Raw genomic sequence first — 16,804 nt, 5'->3', positions numbered from 1 at the left:
ATAGTCAGAAGCTTAGTTCTAAAATGCATGCCCGCACATACACTAATATCATCTAAGCCAACTTTCGTTTAAGCTTTAATTTAATCATCAGATTACTGATCAGGTTATAAACCGGTTTTCTCTCTTCACCGGAAAATCCTATAAACCATGTGCCTATAAAGAAAAAAACTGTATTTAAAAACAGTATAAAAATTAAACGTTTAAACCCTTCATCCATCACAAAAACCGGTATAGACGCTAACGAAAGGATAAGTAAAAAAAGCAACACGCAACGTCCTACCACATTTTTCATATAGTCGCTGATAGAAAGCCCGCAAACTTTTTTTGCAAAATATAAAAGCACCACTCCATTCATTAAGGAATACCCAAGAAAAACCAGATAAATGGTGTAAGCAGGATAATGTAAGGAAAATAGAAAGTAAGAAAGAATTAAAGGAATAATATTAACAAGCGAACGATAGATCTGATATTTTTTGATATTTCCCACTGCTGCAATAGCTACAGACAAGGTGGTAAACAACTGCTCCACAAGATTTCTGATCAGCAATAATCTGCAAAAAACAACTACATATTCCGGCACCTTCTTCAACCATACGCCAAATATATAGGGTATGTCAATCAGAACAGGAATAAAAAAAAGCATCAGCAGAAAAAAAGACACTTTACTACCCATGGTAGAAGCCCGCAACATTAAAGTACGATCTCCCGCACCTTCGCTTTTTCCAATTACCGGGTTTAAAGCTTTCTGCATAGTACCAGCAAATACCCCCAGCTGCCCGCTTACCTGGTTAGCTATGCCCTGGGCAGTGTTGACTATAGGGCCAAAAAAGGAGTTCATTACCACCCCTTGCCCGTAATTAGTGAGCATACTGGTAGACGTTCCTAAAAAAGACCATCCGGCAAAATTGCTTAGTTCTTTAAACGTAGATTTTTTATAGTACCTCTTTAAGTTGATTTCACATTCTTTATACTTAGCCCTGCAGTAAAATCTACGTATTAACAATAGAACAATAGAAAGTAATGCAGTTAATAACCCATACGCAATCAATCTGTCATAAGAGGTATGTATCAGGTAAACTGCTATAACCAGTTTTAATACAGATTCAATAACCCCCAATATCGCATACAAAAGCATGTTCTCGTGTGCGTTAATAACAGCATCATACGGTACTGATATAATGGTAAATACGGTGCTAACAATCATGAATTGATACACAATTTTAGCACCGTATATCCGGTCTACAGGAATTTTAAAAACACCATCAAAAAGAAAATAACCAACTACTTCCAGTATAATAGCAATAATTACTGCAATCAGAAGATGTAATACAACACTGACATTAAAAATGCTTTTCTGCCTCTCTTTATCTCCCGCACCTTCTGCATAAGAAATAAAACGCTGCGTGGCCGCTGTCATAGCCGTATTCAAAAAAGTCAGCATTGCTATAGCGCCGCCCACAAGGTTAAAAATGCCAAAATCATTCACTCCCAGCGTAGCCAATAATACACGCGTAGTATAAAGCGAAAAGAAAATTGTAACTCCCATCCTGGCATACAGTATGCCTGTATTTACCACCACTCTGTCAGCAGCTTTCATGCAGCTATGTAATTGTTCTTTTAAAACCTCTTGAATCCGTATTTACCTGTATTTATAACTTCTATTCGTACTGATTTCTGATGCTGTAGCCGTGCGATTTCAGCAGGGTTTCTTTCCGGAAACATTCAACATCAGCAGCAACCATTTCCTTTACTAATGCCGCTAAATCATACTTAGGCTTCCATCCCAATTTAGTCTTAGACTTGGTAGGATCACCAATCAGTAATTCTACTTCTGTTGGTCTGAAATATCTCGGATCAATGGCCATAACCTCTGTTCCCACCGGCAGTGAATAATCAGGGTTGCTGGCTTTTACCACATAAGCTTTCTCGTCTACACCTTCGCCTTTAAATTCAACCTCAATGCCCACCTCCTGAAAAGCCATTTTAATAAATTCTCTTACAGTTGTTGTTACACCAGTAGCAATAACAAAATCTTCTGGTGTATCCTGCTGCAAAATCAGCCACATTGCCTCTACATAATCTTTGGCATGTCCCCAGTCGCGTTTAGCATCAATGTTGCCCATGTAAAGCTTATCCTGCAGGCCTAAAGCAATTTTAGCAACCGCTCTGGTAATTTTTCTTGTTACAAAAGTCTCACCACGTAATGGGCTCTCATGGTTAAATAAGATGCCATTACAAGCAAACATATTGTAAGCTTCTCTGTAGTTTACTGTAATCCAGTAACCGTAAAGTTTAGCAACGGCATAAGGAGAACGTGGGTAAAAAGGAGTTGTTTCAGATTGGGGAACAGCCTGAACCAATCCATATAATTCAGAAGTAGAAGCCTGATATATTTTGGTTTTTCCGGTCAGCCCCAGAATCCTTACCGCCTCCAGAATTCTCAATGTACCAATACCATCAGCATTAGCTGTGTACTCCGGAGTATCAAAGCTAACCTTAACATGGCTCATGGCACCAAGGTTATATATTTCGTCCGGTTGTATTTCCTGAACAATTCTAATTAAATTGGTGCTGTCATTAAGATCGCCGTAGTGCAGCTTAAATCTAACGTTCTCCTCGTGAGGATCCTGATACAGGTGATCAATACGATCTGTATTAAACAAGGAACTTCTCCTTTTTAATCCATGAACTTCATATCCTTTTTCTAACAACAGCTCGGAAAGATAAGCTCCATCTTGTCCTGTTATACCTGTAATAAGCGCTTTTTTCATAGCGATCTTTTGATTAAATTGATTATGGATAAATTGTTTTTTAAACAGCTATTTTGAAAGAAAATCCTGATAAGCTTTTTCAATGCCCTCTTTAAGAGCAGTTGTATATTTCCAGCCCAGACCGGATAGTTTTGACACGTCCATTAACTTCCTTGGCGTACCATCAGGTTTTGAAGCATCAAACAAAAGCTCGCCTTCAAAGCCTGTTACTTCTTTAACTATGCCTGCCAGTTCTTTAATAGTCAGGTCTTCGCCAGTGCCAATATTTACCAATTCCTTTTCATTATAATTCAGCATGAGATAAACACAAGCATTGGCCAGATCATCTGCATACAAAAACTCTCTTTTAGGGCTGCCACTTCCCCACACTGTTACGGATGGGTCGCCTTTCATTTTCGCCTCATGAAACCTTCTGATAAGCGCAGGCAACACATGTGAATTTTCAGGATGATAGTTGTCTCCTATTCCATATAAATTGGTAGGCATTACACTAATAAAATTGCAACCATACTGGTCTCTATATGCTTCGCATAACTTTATGCCGGTTATTTTAGCTATAGCATAAGGCTCATTAGTCTGTTCCAAAGGACCAGTAAGTAAATAATCTTCCCTTAAAGGCTGCGGCGCAAGTTTAGGATAAATACATGAACTTCCTAAGAACATGAGTTTCTTAACCCCGGTCTTGTAAGCACTATGTATAATATTAGCCTCAATCATCAGATTATCGTAAAGGAATTCGGCTCTGTAAGTATTATTAGCGTGAATTCCCCCCACCTTTGCAGCGGCTAAAAAAACATATTCTGGTTTTTCTGTTTCAAAAAATGTATTTACTGCATTCTGATCCCGCAAATCAAGTTCTGCAGAAGAACGGGTAATGACATCAGTGTAACCTTCTGCCTTTAACTTCCTTAATATAGCGCCCCCCACCATTCCACGGTGCCCGGCAATGTATATCTTGTTATTCTTTTCCATCTTTAAATATTATATAAAAGCTTACTTCTTTTTGCCCTTTCTGTTATGTGTTTTTTTCTCGCCGGAATCATAGCCATAGAGATAAAAATCATAACCATAGCCATACCCGTAAGTAGGTTTCTTTAATATGATATCGTTTACAATAATATTCATCTTAGGTAAAACACGCTTTTTATACAATTTCTCTACCGCTTTCAGCTGTTGCTTATAAGTAAAGTGATGCCTTACAATATACAGTGTAAGATCAGCATAGGAAGCTATTATCTGCGCGTCTGTAACCAACCCGATTGGAGCAGAGTCAATTATTATATAATCGTAATGCTGCCTTAATTCATTAAATAAAGTTTCTACTTTAGGCAACATCAATATCTCTGACGGGTTAGGAGGTAACGGGCCTGACGATAACACATCAAAACCATCCTGCAAAGCCGATCTCTGTATCCATTTCTTCCAGTCAAGATCTTCAGAAACCATCAGATTCGTAAATCCGCTCTTCTGTAATTTCAGATCCTCTGATATCTTCGGCCTTCTTAAATCCAGTTCCAGTAATATTACTTTTTTACCTGCCAAACCCAGACTTGCACTCAGATTGATAGAAAGAAAAGACTTTCCTTCCCCACTCATGCTGGAAGTAATCAATATCAGTTTTTTATCTGCCTGAGGCAAAACATATTGCAAATTGGTTCGCAACGCCCGGAAATGTTCGGCCACAAGTGTTCGGGAAGTGGCATTGATAGCTATTACATTTTCTTCTTCATGATGTCCTATTTCAGCCAGAATAGGTACATCTGTATAAGCCGCAATATCTTCCTGAGAAGAAATTCTATTATTTAAAAAGTCGCGGCCGTAGCTAATGGCAAATGGAATTAGTAAGCCCAGCATAAAACCTACCATTAATATGCTGTTACGATTAGGTGCTATAGGCACTTTATTAGCCTTTGCCATATCTATGATTCTGGCGTTGGCAATGGTAGACGACTTAGATATAGCTGTTTCCTCTCTTTTCTTCAAAAGAAATAAGTACAACTCCTGCTTAATAGCCTGTTGTCTGGAATAATCCAGAAATACACGCTCTTTAGCTGGTACTTTGCTGATCTGATTTACAAATGACTGTGTTCTTGTTCTAAGTTCCGAAATGGCAACTTCAATTCCTTTTTTAATAGAACTGATACTGCTTAGTAATTGCAGGCGAAGGTTACGTAGTTGCTCATCAACAGTTTTTACTGCAGGATGCTCCGTCGTCTGGCTCATCAGCATTTTTTCCCGCTGCAATTGTAATTCGTTATACTGTTGTACCAGAGCAACAAAACTCTGATCCTGAACAACCAGAGAAGATGGCACTGCTCTGGAATTATCTATATTAGCTTTCAAAAAGCCTTCTACCTCTTTAACAATGGCTAACTGAACTTCCTGTGCAGTTTGTTGCTTACTATACTCACTTGTATTATCAAGCAACAATTTGGCTTGCTCACTTACATCAGTAAGTTTATTCACAGTTTTAAAATTCTCGATTTCATTTTCAATACCAGACAACTCTCCAAAAACCAACCGCAATCTTTCATCAATAAATTTAACGGTACTGTCAGCCATTCTGCTTTTATCATTAATACTGGCCTGAAGATAAGATCTGATTAAAGCGTTTAAAATAATCTCCCCTTTTTCAGGCAATACTTCATTCAATGTCAGATTAATTACGCTAACTGATTTATTAGCAACTGCTACCCGTAAAGCGTTAGTATACTGCCTGCTGGTTGCATCTAAAGAGTTAATACTTACAAACAAAGCCTGAGCATTATCCCACCCACTAAAACCAGCCTCTTTTAATATAACAGCTTTTCCATATTTAAGACGTACAGTATCTCCAATTTTACCGTTTACGGTTTTTTCATCACCAATTAAAACAAACGAATCCTGCTCCTTATTTACCTGAATGGTATAAGCCTCCGGAGCCGGTGTATGAGATGAAATCTCCAGCAAATGCACACTAACAGGCCGTGTTGAAAATAGTTCTTTTTTTTGCACACGCCCTTCAATGTAATAGCGTACATTCAGCTGCAATTCTATAATAACCTGCTCCATCAGAGAGCGGCTTTTGAAAATCTCAGCTTCGTTGTCAACACTGCTTTTTCCAAAAAGCACACCAAAGTCCTGCAACATGCTGGCTTCTCCAAAATCAGTTCCCTTCTTGTCATCCTGCACCAGAACAGATGCAGCAGACATATAAATGGGAGTAGACAGTTTAAATTTAAGGAAGGCCAGGCCGGTACATAATACTACAGACAATAAAACCCATGGCCATAAAACAAACACTTTGTTAATCAGTTTCTGAATAAAAACGGAACTATTGTTTTCGTTTTCATCATCTTCCAAATGCAAAAGCTCAGGAGATTCTGCTTGCATGTATTAAAAATCTAAAGTTTAGAAATTACAACAACAAATACAGTAATTATCGATGCTATTAACGCATAAGTTCTGGTTCTCATAACGTCGGTAGATGCAATTTTTGCTTTACTAGGTTCAACATAAATCACATCCCCCTGCCTTAGATAATAAAAGGGCGATTTTATTACTTTATCGGTAGCAGTAAGGTTAAAACGACCGAACAACTTTGTACCAGCTGAGTCTCTAACCAACATCACATTCTCACGTTTGCCATATATAGTTAAATCTCCTGCCATACCAATAGCATCTAAAAGGTTAGCCTTTTCATTAGCTACAACGTAGGTTCCCGGGCGGTTAACCTCACCAAGTACAGTAATATTAAAATTAACCAGCCTTACGTTCACAACCGGATTTTTATAATACACTGCTACTTTAGCATGAATAGAGTCTTTAATCTGGGTGGTTGTTAACCCTGTTACTCGTGTTCTGCCAATAATCGGAAGTTCTATTTCTCCTTTACTGTCTACCATAAATCCTTGAATATCAGGAGCAGCACCTGCCGAAGAATTGGTAGCATACGTACTGGCATTGGTTGAAGTTAAACCCACATTTTGTTGCGGATCCAGTGTAAGAATAGAAACTTGCAGAATATCGTTGCTTTTAATGAGGGGATCGGTGAAGGGTTGTGACGGAATTCCAGGAAAACTATTGCCGGTAGAATCCGGAATATCCCTGAAATAAGCGATATTCTTAGGAGCTCTGCACGATAAAAGCACCACTGAAAAGAAAAAGAAGTTGATTATAACAGCGAATCTGTTCTTTGTGCTTAAAGAGACCAGTTTCATATCAGATTTGCAAATTAGGAATTAAAAATAAGGTGTTATTGCTCAAAGCTTCGCCAATCTCACTCACATAAGTCACGTTTTTTCATATAGCAATACAAACAATATCGAAGAGGACTACTGCCCTTCACTTAAGTGGAGATATAACGATGGGGGGAAAATTCAGAGAAAACAGGTACTTCAGACCATACTATATTTTGGATTTTCAGTTATATGGGCTTTTCGCCTTGATTTTCGGATATTGATTGGCACAAACTTAATCGTTTTTCATCAAATTTAACAATATGCCTTCCACAGTATTTTTTTTTAAATATGTTAATAAATTAATAGTGAAAACTATAGCCGTTTTGTATTTTCGTTGATAAAACCAATATCCGTATGAGGAAAGTTATACTAGCACTTATGCTTGTATTTGTAACCAGTGCAGTCTGTGCCCAATATTATGATGACTCCCCGTCTTTGGTATTAGGATTGGATGCGGCATTTCCTTTAACTGCCGGAATGTCCGACAAAAACAAACCCGGAATAGGTGGAACCGCTAAATATACCCTCCCTATAGGAGAACGTAGCGATTTTGTACTTGCAGGCTCTCTCATGAGTTTTATGGGGAAAAAGCAGCCTAACAAGTCTGCCAACTTTAAAGCACGTAATATTCTTGCTTTGATGGCGGGATACCGTTACTATTTAAGCCCGCTATACAACTATAATACACTTTACATAGAACCTAAACTTGGGTTAACTGCTGATGGCACCAAACACCTTGCAGGCACCTATGGAGTAGCGCTCGGTTACTTAATTAACAACAAAATAGATCTTTCTGCACGCTATCAGGGATTTGGTGGTAATACTAACAGCCTTTCGTTTATTGCTATAGGGATAGGCTATGGGTTCAGCCTGCAATAGAACACAGTAGATAGAAAAAGAATTGGAATACAGCCAATTATAAAAGAGAGAAGGCCCCATTGTTATAATAGGGCCTTCTCTCTTTTAAGGCAATGCTTATATTCAGGAAGTTTATCTGTAGTAAATGTCGGCACTAAGCCGGATGATATTGCCAATAAAAAAGGCAGAAGTGAATAGATTACTTCTGCCTTTTGCTGATACTATCAAATCATTCTTAATCAGGTACCACCAGTAGGTTGTTTATCCTGTTTACGTCCGCTAATCTTAATCCCGGATCAATCTCTATCGATTTAATATCTTTAATACTCCTGGTTATTCCAAGACTGTATTCAGGATGTGTCCATTTCCATTCGTCATGCACTAACCACTTATAATCATCTGACTCCTGCATTTTTTGCCCGTACATCAGATTCATAGGTATGTAATGCATTTCCTTACTACCATCTTTAAAAGTAATCAGCACATCCAATGGCATAGGCATATCACCCAGCTTTTTCAGAGTTATTGCCGTTTTGCCATCTACAAGATGAATATTCCCTATGGCGTAGTCAATGGTTTTAGTAGTGCACATCCAATACTCCTTATACCAATCCAACTCCATACCACTCACTTTCTCAGCAATACGGATAAAATCGTTAGGATTAGGATGTTTAAAACGCCATTGCTGATAATACTCCAGCAATATTTTATCCAGAGTAGTGTTTCCTACTATATAAGACAGTTGCTCCAGAAAAACAGCACCTTTACTATATGCCGCATTACTGTAGGCATAATTGGTATTATAATGATCTGCATGCGTGCTCATAGGCTCTTCACGTCTGCTTTGCACAAGACGATAATAACCTTCATAAGCATTTTTCCACCAGAACTCTTTATTATTGTGCAGATAGCCTGACACGCGCAGCTCAGCATAAGTAGTAAACCCTTCATCCATCCACGGATATAAACTTTCATTGGAAGCCATCATTCCCTGATACCAGCTATGCATCCATTCATGAATAGCGGTTCCCTGGCTTGGGCTCTTTATCAAAGTTGCCATCGGATATTCCATACCGCCATCGCCACCCTGTATAAAGGAATAGTTCTTATATGGATAAGCTCCAAAGGTTTTGGCAATATATGGGTAAGCATAAGCAGCTGTATCAGCCAATAGCTGCCACGCCGCCTGTGCTGAATCTACTTTTTTATGCACCACATAAATTAATGGACCATTGGCTGCCTGCTTTTTGATAACACCATAAGCGGTATCTGCCGCCCACATGAAATCATGCACATTCTGTGCACTGAAACGCCATACCAACGCATTAGATTTGGTAACTGCACCAGAAGCCGCTGTGGCAGTTTCATATCCATGCCTTACTTCATTCGGATTCTGAATGGTTCCGGTACCTGCCAGTATATAATCTTTATCAATGGTAATGTTTACATCATAATCACCCCATACTCCATAAAACTCCCGCGCAATATAAGGGTTTGCATTCCAGCCCTGATAATCATATTCTGCAATTTTCGGATACCACTGGCTCATGCTGTAACGAATACCTTCTTTATTATCACGGCCACTGCGGCGCACCTGTAAAGGCACCTGCGCTTTAAAAGCAATATCGAAAGTGGTTTTAGATTTTGGAAGAAGGGGTTTATCCAAATTTACTTCCAGAATGGTTTCATGTTCTGTCAGCTGCTGCGTTTTCCCACCCATTTTTACATACTCTACCTGCTGGTATCCGATTTCTTCAGGGGTGAGTTTGCTGATGCGGTCTTTAACACGTGCGTCCCAGTCCAATACTTCGTTATTGCTTTTATCGTAACCAAGCAGAATTTTTCCCAGCGCACGGCTACGTACGTCCATCATACTGTTGGGTTGAAAAGCATTCCAGTATAGGTGAATAAAAATACGATGTAAAGTATCGGGTGAATTATTCCAGTATTCCACTTTTTCTTCTCCTGAGAACCGATTGGTATTAACATCCATATCCACATTAATCTGGTACTTCACACGTTGCTGCCAACGATCGGGTTGTGCATATAGTGCCTGAGTGGTCAAAAGAGTTGCCACCACTACAAAATATTTTATTCGATTCATTACACTCATTTATTTAATAGCTCTCAATTCACCACTCGGATCAAAAAACAGGTATTTCTGCTGTACAACATTTTTAAATAACAGCAGCCTGTATTCCGTCTTATCCTCCGGCAAGGTAATAAAAGCTGCCTCTTTTACGTCCCAACCCTTATACTGGGTTTTTCCAACGCCGTACATTACATCATCCGGAATAGTAACCGGTAAAATATCCTGCGCACACTGAAGCCAGGTTCCGGTTTCAGAAAATTCTGCCTCAAACTGTACGCCCAGCATAATAAACGCCACCTGAAATACCCGGTCCTTGTTTTTCCATGCAGCCTGTTCTGCCGTAGGGTATTTTTTGTGGAAAGCGTCCAGCACCAGCGAGGGTGTTTTTCTGAATTGTGCATGGGCTGTTGTAAACAACGCCACACACATAAAGGCGCAAATAAACACGTTTTTCATTTCATTGGTTTTTGGGGATTATACTAATACTACTCTAAGAAGGGGGAGAAATAACCAGCACGATTTCACCTTTGGGAGGTTTGGCTATATAATGATCGCACACCTCTTTTAAAGTGCCGCGTACTGTTTCTTCAAATAATTTGGTGAGTTCACGGCTTACGCTGCACTGTCTGTCTTCTCCAAAATAGGAGCCGATTTCCTGTAGCGTTTTTACAAGCCGCACAGGACTTTCATATAAAATAATTGTTCGCTCCTCTGTTGCCAGCTTTGTTAACAAGGTATGCCGTCCTTTTTTAGGCGGCAAAAAACCTTCAAAAGCAAACCTGTTCGCTGGCAAGCCACTGTTTACCAGGGCAGGAACAAAGGCAGTTGCACCAGGCAGGCATTCCACACGTATATTCTGTCTTACGCAGGCTCTTACCAGTAAAAAAGCCGGATCGGAAATTCCCGGTGTTCCGGCATCGGTAATTAACGCCATAGTTTTCCCCGCTGCCAGCTGATCTGCCAGATGCTGCACCACCTTATGCTCATTATGCTGGTGATAGGGAGATAAAGGCTTTTGTATATTATAGTGCGAAAGCAATTTGGAAGAAGTTCTTGTATCCTCGCATAAAATAAGATCTACACTCTGAAGCACTTCCAGTGCACGCAGCGTAATGTCTTTCAGATTACCTAATGGTGTGGGAACGAGATACAGCACTATACTTTCTCCTGTTTAAGCGATAAAGACAATATAACATATACTACAAATACAACCGGTACAGCAAGCCATTGAAACAGTATAGCAGCTAATACAGCTACCAGCAACATCACTAACTTGGGCCAGTTATCTTTAATAGTTACATTCTTAAATTTCAATGCCATCATGGGCAATGTGCTAATCATAAGATAGCTGATGAGTATAATAACCACATACCAAAACCATTTGTTCACCAGTAGTTTAATAACCCATTCTTCAGTGGTGTACCAATAAATTAATGGAAAGGATGCTATCAGTATACCGGCAGCCGGAATAGGCACGCCTTTAAAACCGTAGCTCTGGCTGGTGTCTATATTAAAACGGGCCAGCCGGTAAGCGCCGGCACAGGGTATAACAAATGCAGGCAGCAGCCAGAGTGCATTGATATCAAGCCCATCTTCCTGTTGCGCATAAGCAAACCGCAGAAACTGAAATGCAATTAAACCCGGCACTACTCCAAAACTCACCACATCTGCAAGTGAGTCCAGTTGCTTCCCTAATTCAGAAGGGGTTTTCAGCAAGCGGGCCACAAAACCATCCAGAAAGTCTATTACTGCTGCGCAGGCAACCAGAATGGAAGCCATATAAATTTTTTCGGGTAATACAACTACAGAAGAGCCGTCAGCTTCTATACTCATTGTAAGTGAGCTTTGCATAACAGCCACAATAGCCATGCACCCGAGAAACAGGTTAAAAAGCGTAAAAATATTGGGGATAAGCCGGTTCATGGTTTAACGTTTCATCAATGATTCAATTTCCTCTACTGTTATTGGTATGTTCTGCATCAGATCAATATTTCCATTTTCAGTAAGCCATACATTGTTTTCAATTCTGATACCCATGTGCTCTTCTTCAATGTAGATACCGGGTTCAATGGTAAGCAACATTCCGGCTGTCAGCGGCTCCGTGCGTGTACCCAGATCATGCACATCCACACCCAGATGATGTGATATGCCGTGGTACAGATATTTACGGTACGCTCTGTTTTCTTTATGCTCGTTTTTGATATCTGACTTCGATAACAAACCTATTTTTTCAAAAACTACTGTCGCTTCATCTCCTACCCTTTCCGTGTAATCGAGTAGAGATATACCTGGTTTCAAAATTTCTTTACAATAGTTGTGTAAGTGCAGGCATGCATTATACACCTCCTTTTGCCGCTTAGTAAATTTTCCATTCACAGGTACCGTCCGCGTTAAATCAGCCGCATAACCGCCGTAATTAGCGCCAAAATCCATCAGTATTAATTCCCCATCCTTACATTCCTGGTTATTAAAAACATAATGCAGCGTACGCGCACGATCGCCGCTGGCTATAATACTACCATAAGCTTCGCCTCTGGCACGGTTACGGAGAAATTCATGCATAATTTCAGCCTCAATTTCATACTCCATTACACCTGGCTTAATAAACTGCAGCAACCTCCGGAAGGTCTTCTCCGTGATGTCGATAGCCTGTTGCATTACCTCGGCTTCAAAAGAAGACTTTACTGCACGCAGCTTACGCATAATGATTGCTGATCTCTGATACGCGTGCAGTGGAAAACGCTGCATCAATGTACGTGCATAACGGTAGTCTCTTGTTTCTACTCCTACGTTTCTGCGGTCGTTTTCGTTTGTATTCAGGTATATATTTTCTGCCTGGTGAACCCATACCTGAAGCAAAGCATCCAGATTGTCCAGCCAAACAATAGTAGATATTCCCGAAATCGCCGTTCCATCTGCTGCTCTTAAACGTCTTCCATCCCATTTTTCCTTCAGCTCGTTCGGACGTACCAGAACCAGCACTTCCCTGTACTTTGGGTCCGGATTATCCGGATATAAAATCACCATCGTATCTTCCTGCTCAATTCCCGTAAGCCAGTATAAATCACTGTTCTGAATAAACCGGTAAATGGCATCTCCGTTGCTTGGCACTTCGTCATTGCTATTAAAAATAGCAATGCTTCCCGGCCTCATCTCCGCAATAAACCGCTTCCGGTTTTCAATAAACAGTTGATTATTAATGGGCAGATTCTTCACTTATATTAATTTTATCTAATAAATGGTTATGCCTGATTCCGGTGCAAGTTAAGGCATTCAGATAGCGAAATTTTAATCTCCAACCAATTAATTAATTACCTTACATTTGTATGCTATTGGTACAGTTCTTCCATTTCTCTAAGACGTTTCGGCGTAAATGCTTTAGTTTTTTGGTTACTGTATTGGGTATTAATTTTTTAATTTCTTTTCAAATGAACATTTACGTTGGAAACCTGAACTGGAGCATGACCAGTGACGATCTGTACAATCTTTTCTCACCATTCGGCGAAGTTGCTTCTGCCAAAATTATCACCGACAAATTCAACAACAACCGCAGCAAAGGCTTTGGTTTTGTTGAGATGGCTGATAATGATGCAGCACGCAACGCCATCAGCCAGTTAAACGAAACTGACATCGAAGGCCGTAAAATTGTTGTAAACGAATCAGCTCCCCGTGCAGAAGGTGATGCTGGCGGTTACAAGAAGAAGAGCTTCGGTGGCGGCGGTGGTGGGTTCAACCGTGGCGGTGGCGGCGGTGGATTCAACCGTGGCGGCGGCGGCGGTGGTTATAACCGTAACCGTGGCGAAGGCGGCGGTGGCGGTGGATACAACCGTTATTAAGAGTTTCCTGATCAAGATTATTAAAGCTGTTCTCCGGAACGGCTTTTTTTATGTCACGACTTTCGCAACAAGAAAGCCCCTGTTTACAAACATTAATTGGTTATCAGGAAAAAGACCGTGAAGAAAATAAAATGTGCCAGCTATCGCTGCCAACAACTTGTTGTTGTTGCTTTATCTTAATTAAGCCCTGATAAATAAGATTCTGTTGTGAATATGGTGCTCTGTTTATTGAAGAGATAACAGGAGTTTATTCAGCAAACTATCAGGTGGTTACTGTTTGATCAGATAACTTAAACAGCCATGTAGTAGAATAAAACTGGCAGTGTTTGCCTGAGGTATGTACAAAAAAAAACCGCCTCACTGTTTCCAGTAAGGCGGTTTAAATAAATATGGCAACTACCTACTCTCCCGCATTGCTTTGCAGTACCATCGGCCATGAGGGGCTTAACTTCTCTGTTCGGGAAGGGAAGAGGTGAACACCCTCGGCATAATCACCATAAGATCTTGAGCTGTAAGTTGGTAGTTATTAGTTGATAGTTACTTATGCTTCTATCTGTTTACTACTCATACTTCAACCATAATAAGATCATATTGGGAAGCGCAACAAAAGAGGTTTAACTAATTATGTTTCCTGTTTGTTTCAGCTTAGTTAAAAAAATTAAAGCTTACGGGCAATTAGTACTACTCGACTTTGTTGTTACCAACTTTACATCTGTAGCCTATCAACGTCATAGTCTCTGACAACCCTTAAAAGGAAACTCATCTTGAGGTAGGTTTCACGCTTAGATGCTTTCAGCGTTTATCCTGACTGTACATAGCTACTCTGCAATACACCGAGCGGCATAACAGATTCACCAGCGGTACATGCGACCCGGTCCTCTCGTACTAAGGTCACGTCCTCTCAATTTCCTAACGCCCACCACAGATAGGGACCGAACTGTCTTGCGACGTTCTGAACCCAGTTCACGTGCCACTTTAATCGGCGAACAGCCGAACCCTTGGGACCTTCTCCAGCCCCAGGATGTGACGAACCGACATCGAGGTGCCAAACCTTACCGTCGATATGAGCTCTTGGGTAAGATCAGCCTGTTATCCCCGGAGTACCTTTTATCCTTTGAGCGATGGCCCTTCCATGCAGAACCACCGGATCACTTTAGCCAACTTTCGTTCCTGATCGACCTGTTTGTCTCACAGTCAAGCACCCTTTTACTAATGCGCTCTACGTACGATTACCAACCGTACTGAAGGTACCTTTGCGAGCCTCCGTTACTTTTTAGGAGGCGACCACCCCAGTCAAACTACCCACCATGCAATGTCTCCCTTAACAGGATTAGATTCTAAGTAACAAAAGGTTGGTATTTCAACGTTGACTCCATAATGCCTGGCGACACTACTTCACAGTCTCCCAACTATCCTACACATTTGTTACTCAAAAACAATGCAAAGTTGTAGTGAAGGTTCACGGGGTCTTTCCGTCCCGTGGCGGGTAACCGGCATCTTCACCGATACTACAATTTCACCGGGCTCGTGGAGGAGACAGTGTTCAACTCATTAGACCATTCGTGCAGGTCGGAACTTACCCGACAAGGAATTTCGCTACCTTAGGACCGTTATAGTTACGGCCGCCGTTTACCGGGGCTTCAGTCAGAAGCTTTGGATTGCTCCGAACATCCTTCCTTAACCTTCCGGCACCGGGCAGGTTTCAGGCTCTATACGTCATCTTTCGATTTTGCAGGGCCCTGTGTTTTTGTTAAACAGTTGGTTGAACCATTTTACTGAGACCGCATCGCTGCGGTACGCCTTATCCCGAAGTTACAGCGTTAATTTGCCTAGTTCCTTCTCCACGGCTCACCCGAGCGCCTTAGAATACTCATCCCGTCTACCTGTGTCGGTTTGCGGTACTGGCCGCTATACTCGCTTTTCTCGGCACCAATTTTATGATTTCGACTCCCCCGAAGGTTCATCTCAACGCACTATTCTGTCAGTACGTAACCACCACGTCGATGCGTCACTTTTAATGTATAGCAGGTGAAGGAATATTAACCTTCTTTCCATCAGATGCCCCTTTCGGGTTTTCCTAAGGACCAGACTAACCCTGATCCGATTAACGTTGATCAGGAACCCTTAGACTTTCGGCGAAGAAGTTTTTCACTTCTTTTATCGTTACTTATGCCTACATTTTCTTTTGAAGCCGCTCCACCATCAGTCGCCTGACAGCTTCGATGCAACTTCAATGCTCCCCTACCACTCAGATATAATNAACCCTTAGACTTTCGGCGAAGAAGTTTTTCACTTCTTTTATCGTTACTTATGCCTACATTTTCTTTTGAAGCCGCTCCACCATTGGTCGCCCAACAGCTTCGATGCAACTTCAATGCTCCCCTACCACTCAGCTTACGCTGAATTTAGAACTTCGGTTCATGGTTTGATGCCCGATTATTTTCCGTGCAGGATCTCTCGACCAGTGAGCTGTTACGCACTCTTTAAATGAATGGCTGCTTCCAAGCCAACATCCTGGCTGTTATTGAAATCCCACCTCGTTTGATCAACTTAACCATGTATTAGGGACCTTAGTTGCTAATCTGGGTTATTTCCCTCTCGGCCACGGACCTTAGCGCCCGCAGCCTCACTCCCGCAGATATTTAGCAGCATTCGGAGTTTGTCAGGGTTTGGTAGGCGGTGAAGCCCCCTAGCCCAATCAGTAGCTCTACCTCTGCTAAACTTCTATATACGAGGCTGTTCCTAAAAACATTTCGGGGAGAACGAGCTATCTCTCAGTTTGATTGGCCTTTCACCCCTATCCACAGGTCATCCCAAAACTTTTCAACGTTAACGGGTTCGGTCCTCCATTCTGTGTTACCAGAACTTCAACCTGCCCATGGATAGATCACAAAGTTTCGCGTCTGCCCCCACTGACTAGCCGCCCTGTTCGGACTCGCTTTCGCTACGGCTCCATTCGTTTACGAATTTAACCTCGCCAGTGAGGAGCAACTCGTAGGCTCATTATGCAAAAGGCACGCCGTCACC

General features: G+C 41.2%; 12 protein-coding genes and 2 rRNA genes. 2 read left to right on the top strand and 12 right to left on the bottom strand.

The genetic code is table 11. The features are described 5' to 3' along the window. Positions 1 to 52 precede the first annotated feature (52 nt). The 5 genes from IEY13_RS00070 to IEY13_RS00050 all read right to left on the bottom strand — a co-directional run bounded on the left by IEY13_RS00070 (position 53) and on the right by IEY13_RS00050 (position 6,970). Positions 53 to 1,597 carry an MATE family efflux transporter gene (locus IEY13_RS00070; protein ID WP_188949444.1) on the bottom strand — a complete coding sequence of 515 codons (1,545 nt, stop codon included), beginning with the start codon at positions 1,595 to 1,597 and terminating at the stop codon, positions 53 to 55. A 61-nt stretch (positions 1,598 to 1,658) separates the two neighbouring features. Further along, complete coding sequence (gene gmd, locus IEY13_RS00065; RefSeq protein WP_188949442.1) at positions 1,659 to 2,771, bottom strand: GDP-mannose 4,6-dehydratase; 1,113 nt, start codon at positions 2,769 to 2,771, stop codon at positions 1,659 to 1,661. A 48-nt stretch (positions 2,772 to 2,819) separates the two neighbouring features. After that, complete coding sequence (gene fcl, locus IEY13_RS00060) at positions 2,820 to 3,743, bottom strand: GDP-L-fucose synthase (protein ID WP_188949440.1); 924 nt, start codon at positions 3,741 to 3,743, stop codon at positions 2,820 to 2,822. Between the two features lie 21 nt (positions 3,744 to 3,764). Then, positions 3,765 to 6,143 (bottom strand): GumC family protein, encoded by a 2,379-nt coding sequence (locus IEY13_RS00055; RefSeq protein WP_188949438.1) that lies wholly within the window; start codon positions 6,141 to 6,143, stop codon positions 3,765 to 3,767. An 11-nt stretch (positions 6,144 to 6,154) separates the two neighbouring features. Then, positions 6,155 to 6,970 (bottom strand): polysaccharide biosynthesis/export family protein, encoded by an 816-nt coding sequence (locus IEY13_RS00050; RefSeq protein ID WP_188949436.1) that lies wholly within the window; start codon positions 6,968 to 6,970, stop codon positions 6,155 to 6,157. 375 nt (positions 6,971 to 7,345) lie between these two features. On the opposite strand from IEY13_RS00050, the gene IEY13_RS00045 reads away from it, so the two are divergent. Next, positions 7,346 to 7,870: an outer membrane beta-barrel protein gene (locus IEY13_RS00045; protein ID WP_188949434.1), complete on the top strand. Its 525-nt coding sequence runs from the start codon at positions 7,346 to 7,348 to the stop codon at positions 7,868 to 7,870. Positions 7,871 to 8,084: 214 nt separating this feature from the next. On the opposite strand, the gene IEY13_RS00040 is transcribed toward IEY13_RS00045, so the two are convergent. Genes IEY13_RS00040 through IEY13_RS00020 form a run of 5 tightly spaced genes read right to left on the bottom strand, consistent with a single transcriptional unit; the run spans position 8,085 to position 13,157 of the window. Continuing rightward, entirely contained in the window at positions 8,085 to 9,953 is a 1,869-nt protein-coding gene (locus tag IEY13_RS00040; protein WP_188949432.1) for a M1 family metallopeptidase, read from the bottom strand. Positions 9,954 to 9,962: 9 nt separating this feature from the next. Then, the gene (locus IEY13_RS00035) at positions 9,963 to 10,397 is read right to left on the bottom strand and encodes a hypothetical protein (protein WP_188949430.1); all 435 of its coding nucleotides are present in this window, start codon (positions 10,395 to 10,397) and stop codon (positions 9,963 to 9,965) included. Positions 10,398 to 10,431: 34 nt separating this feature from the next. After that, the gene (rsmI, locus tag IEY13_RS00030; protein ID WP_188949428.1) at positions 10,432 to 11,097 is read right to left on the bottom strand and encodes a 16S rRNA (cytidine(1402)-2'-O)-methyltransferase; all 666 of its coding nucleotides are present in this window, start codon (positions 11,095 to 11,097) and stop codon (positions 10,432 to 10,434) included. Beyond that, positions 11,097 to 11,864 (bottom strand): CDP-alcohol phosphatidyltransferase family protein, encoded by a 768-nt coding sequence (locus IEY13_RS00025; RefSeq protein WP_188949426.1) that lies wholly within the window; start codon positions 11,862 to 11,864, stop codon positions 11,097 to 11,099. Before IEY13_RS00025 ends, rsmI begins: the two co-directional genes overlap by 1 nt. Positions 11,865 to 11,867: 3 nt before the next feature. Beyond that, the gene (locus IEY13_RS00020; protein WP_188949424.1) at positions 11,868 to 13,157 is read right to left on the bottom strand and encodes an aminopeptidase P family protein; all 1,290 of its coding nucleotides are present in this window, start codon (positions 13,155 to 13,157) and stop codon (positions 11,868 to 11,870) included. Between the two features lie 212 nt (positions 13,158 to 13,369). Between IEY13_RS00020 and rbp the strand changes: the two genes are divergently transcribed. Further along, positions 13,370 to 13,777 carry an RNA-binding regulator gene (rbp, locus tag IEY13_RS30270; protein ID WP_188949422.1) on the top strand — a complete coding sequence of 136 codons (408 nt, stop codon included), beginning with the start codon at positions 13,370 to 13,372 and terminating at the stop codon, positions 13,775 to 13,777. A 387-nt stretch (positions 13,778 to 14,164) separates the two neighbouring features. Here rbp and rrf read toward each other — a convergent pair. Then, positions 14,165 to 14,276: ribosomal RNA gene (rrf, locus tag IEY13_RS00010) — 5S ribosomal RNA — on the bottom strand. Positions 14,277 to 14,431: 155 nt separating this feature from the next. After that, positions 14,432 to 16,804: ribosomal RNA gene (locus IEY13_RS00005) — 23S ribosomal RNA — on the bottom strand; the annotation flags it as partial.

This window comes from Filimonas zeae (genome assembly GCF_014641615.1).
Lineage (GTDB): Bacteria > Bacteroidota > Bacteroidia > Chitinophagales > Chitinophagaceae > Filimonas > Filimonas zeae.
This window is presented reverse-complemented; position numbering and strand designations above follow the sequence as displayed.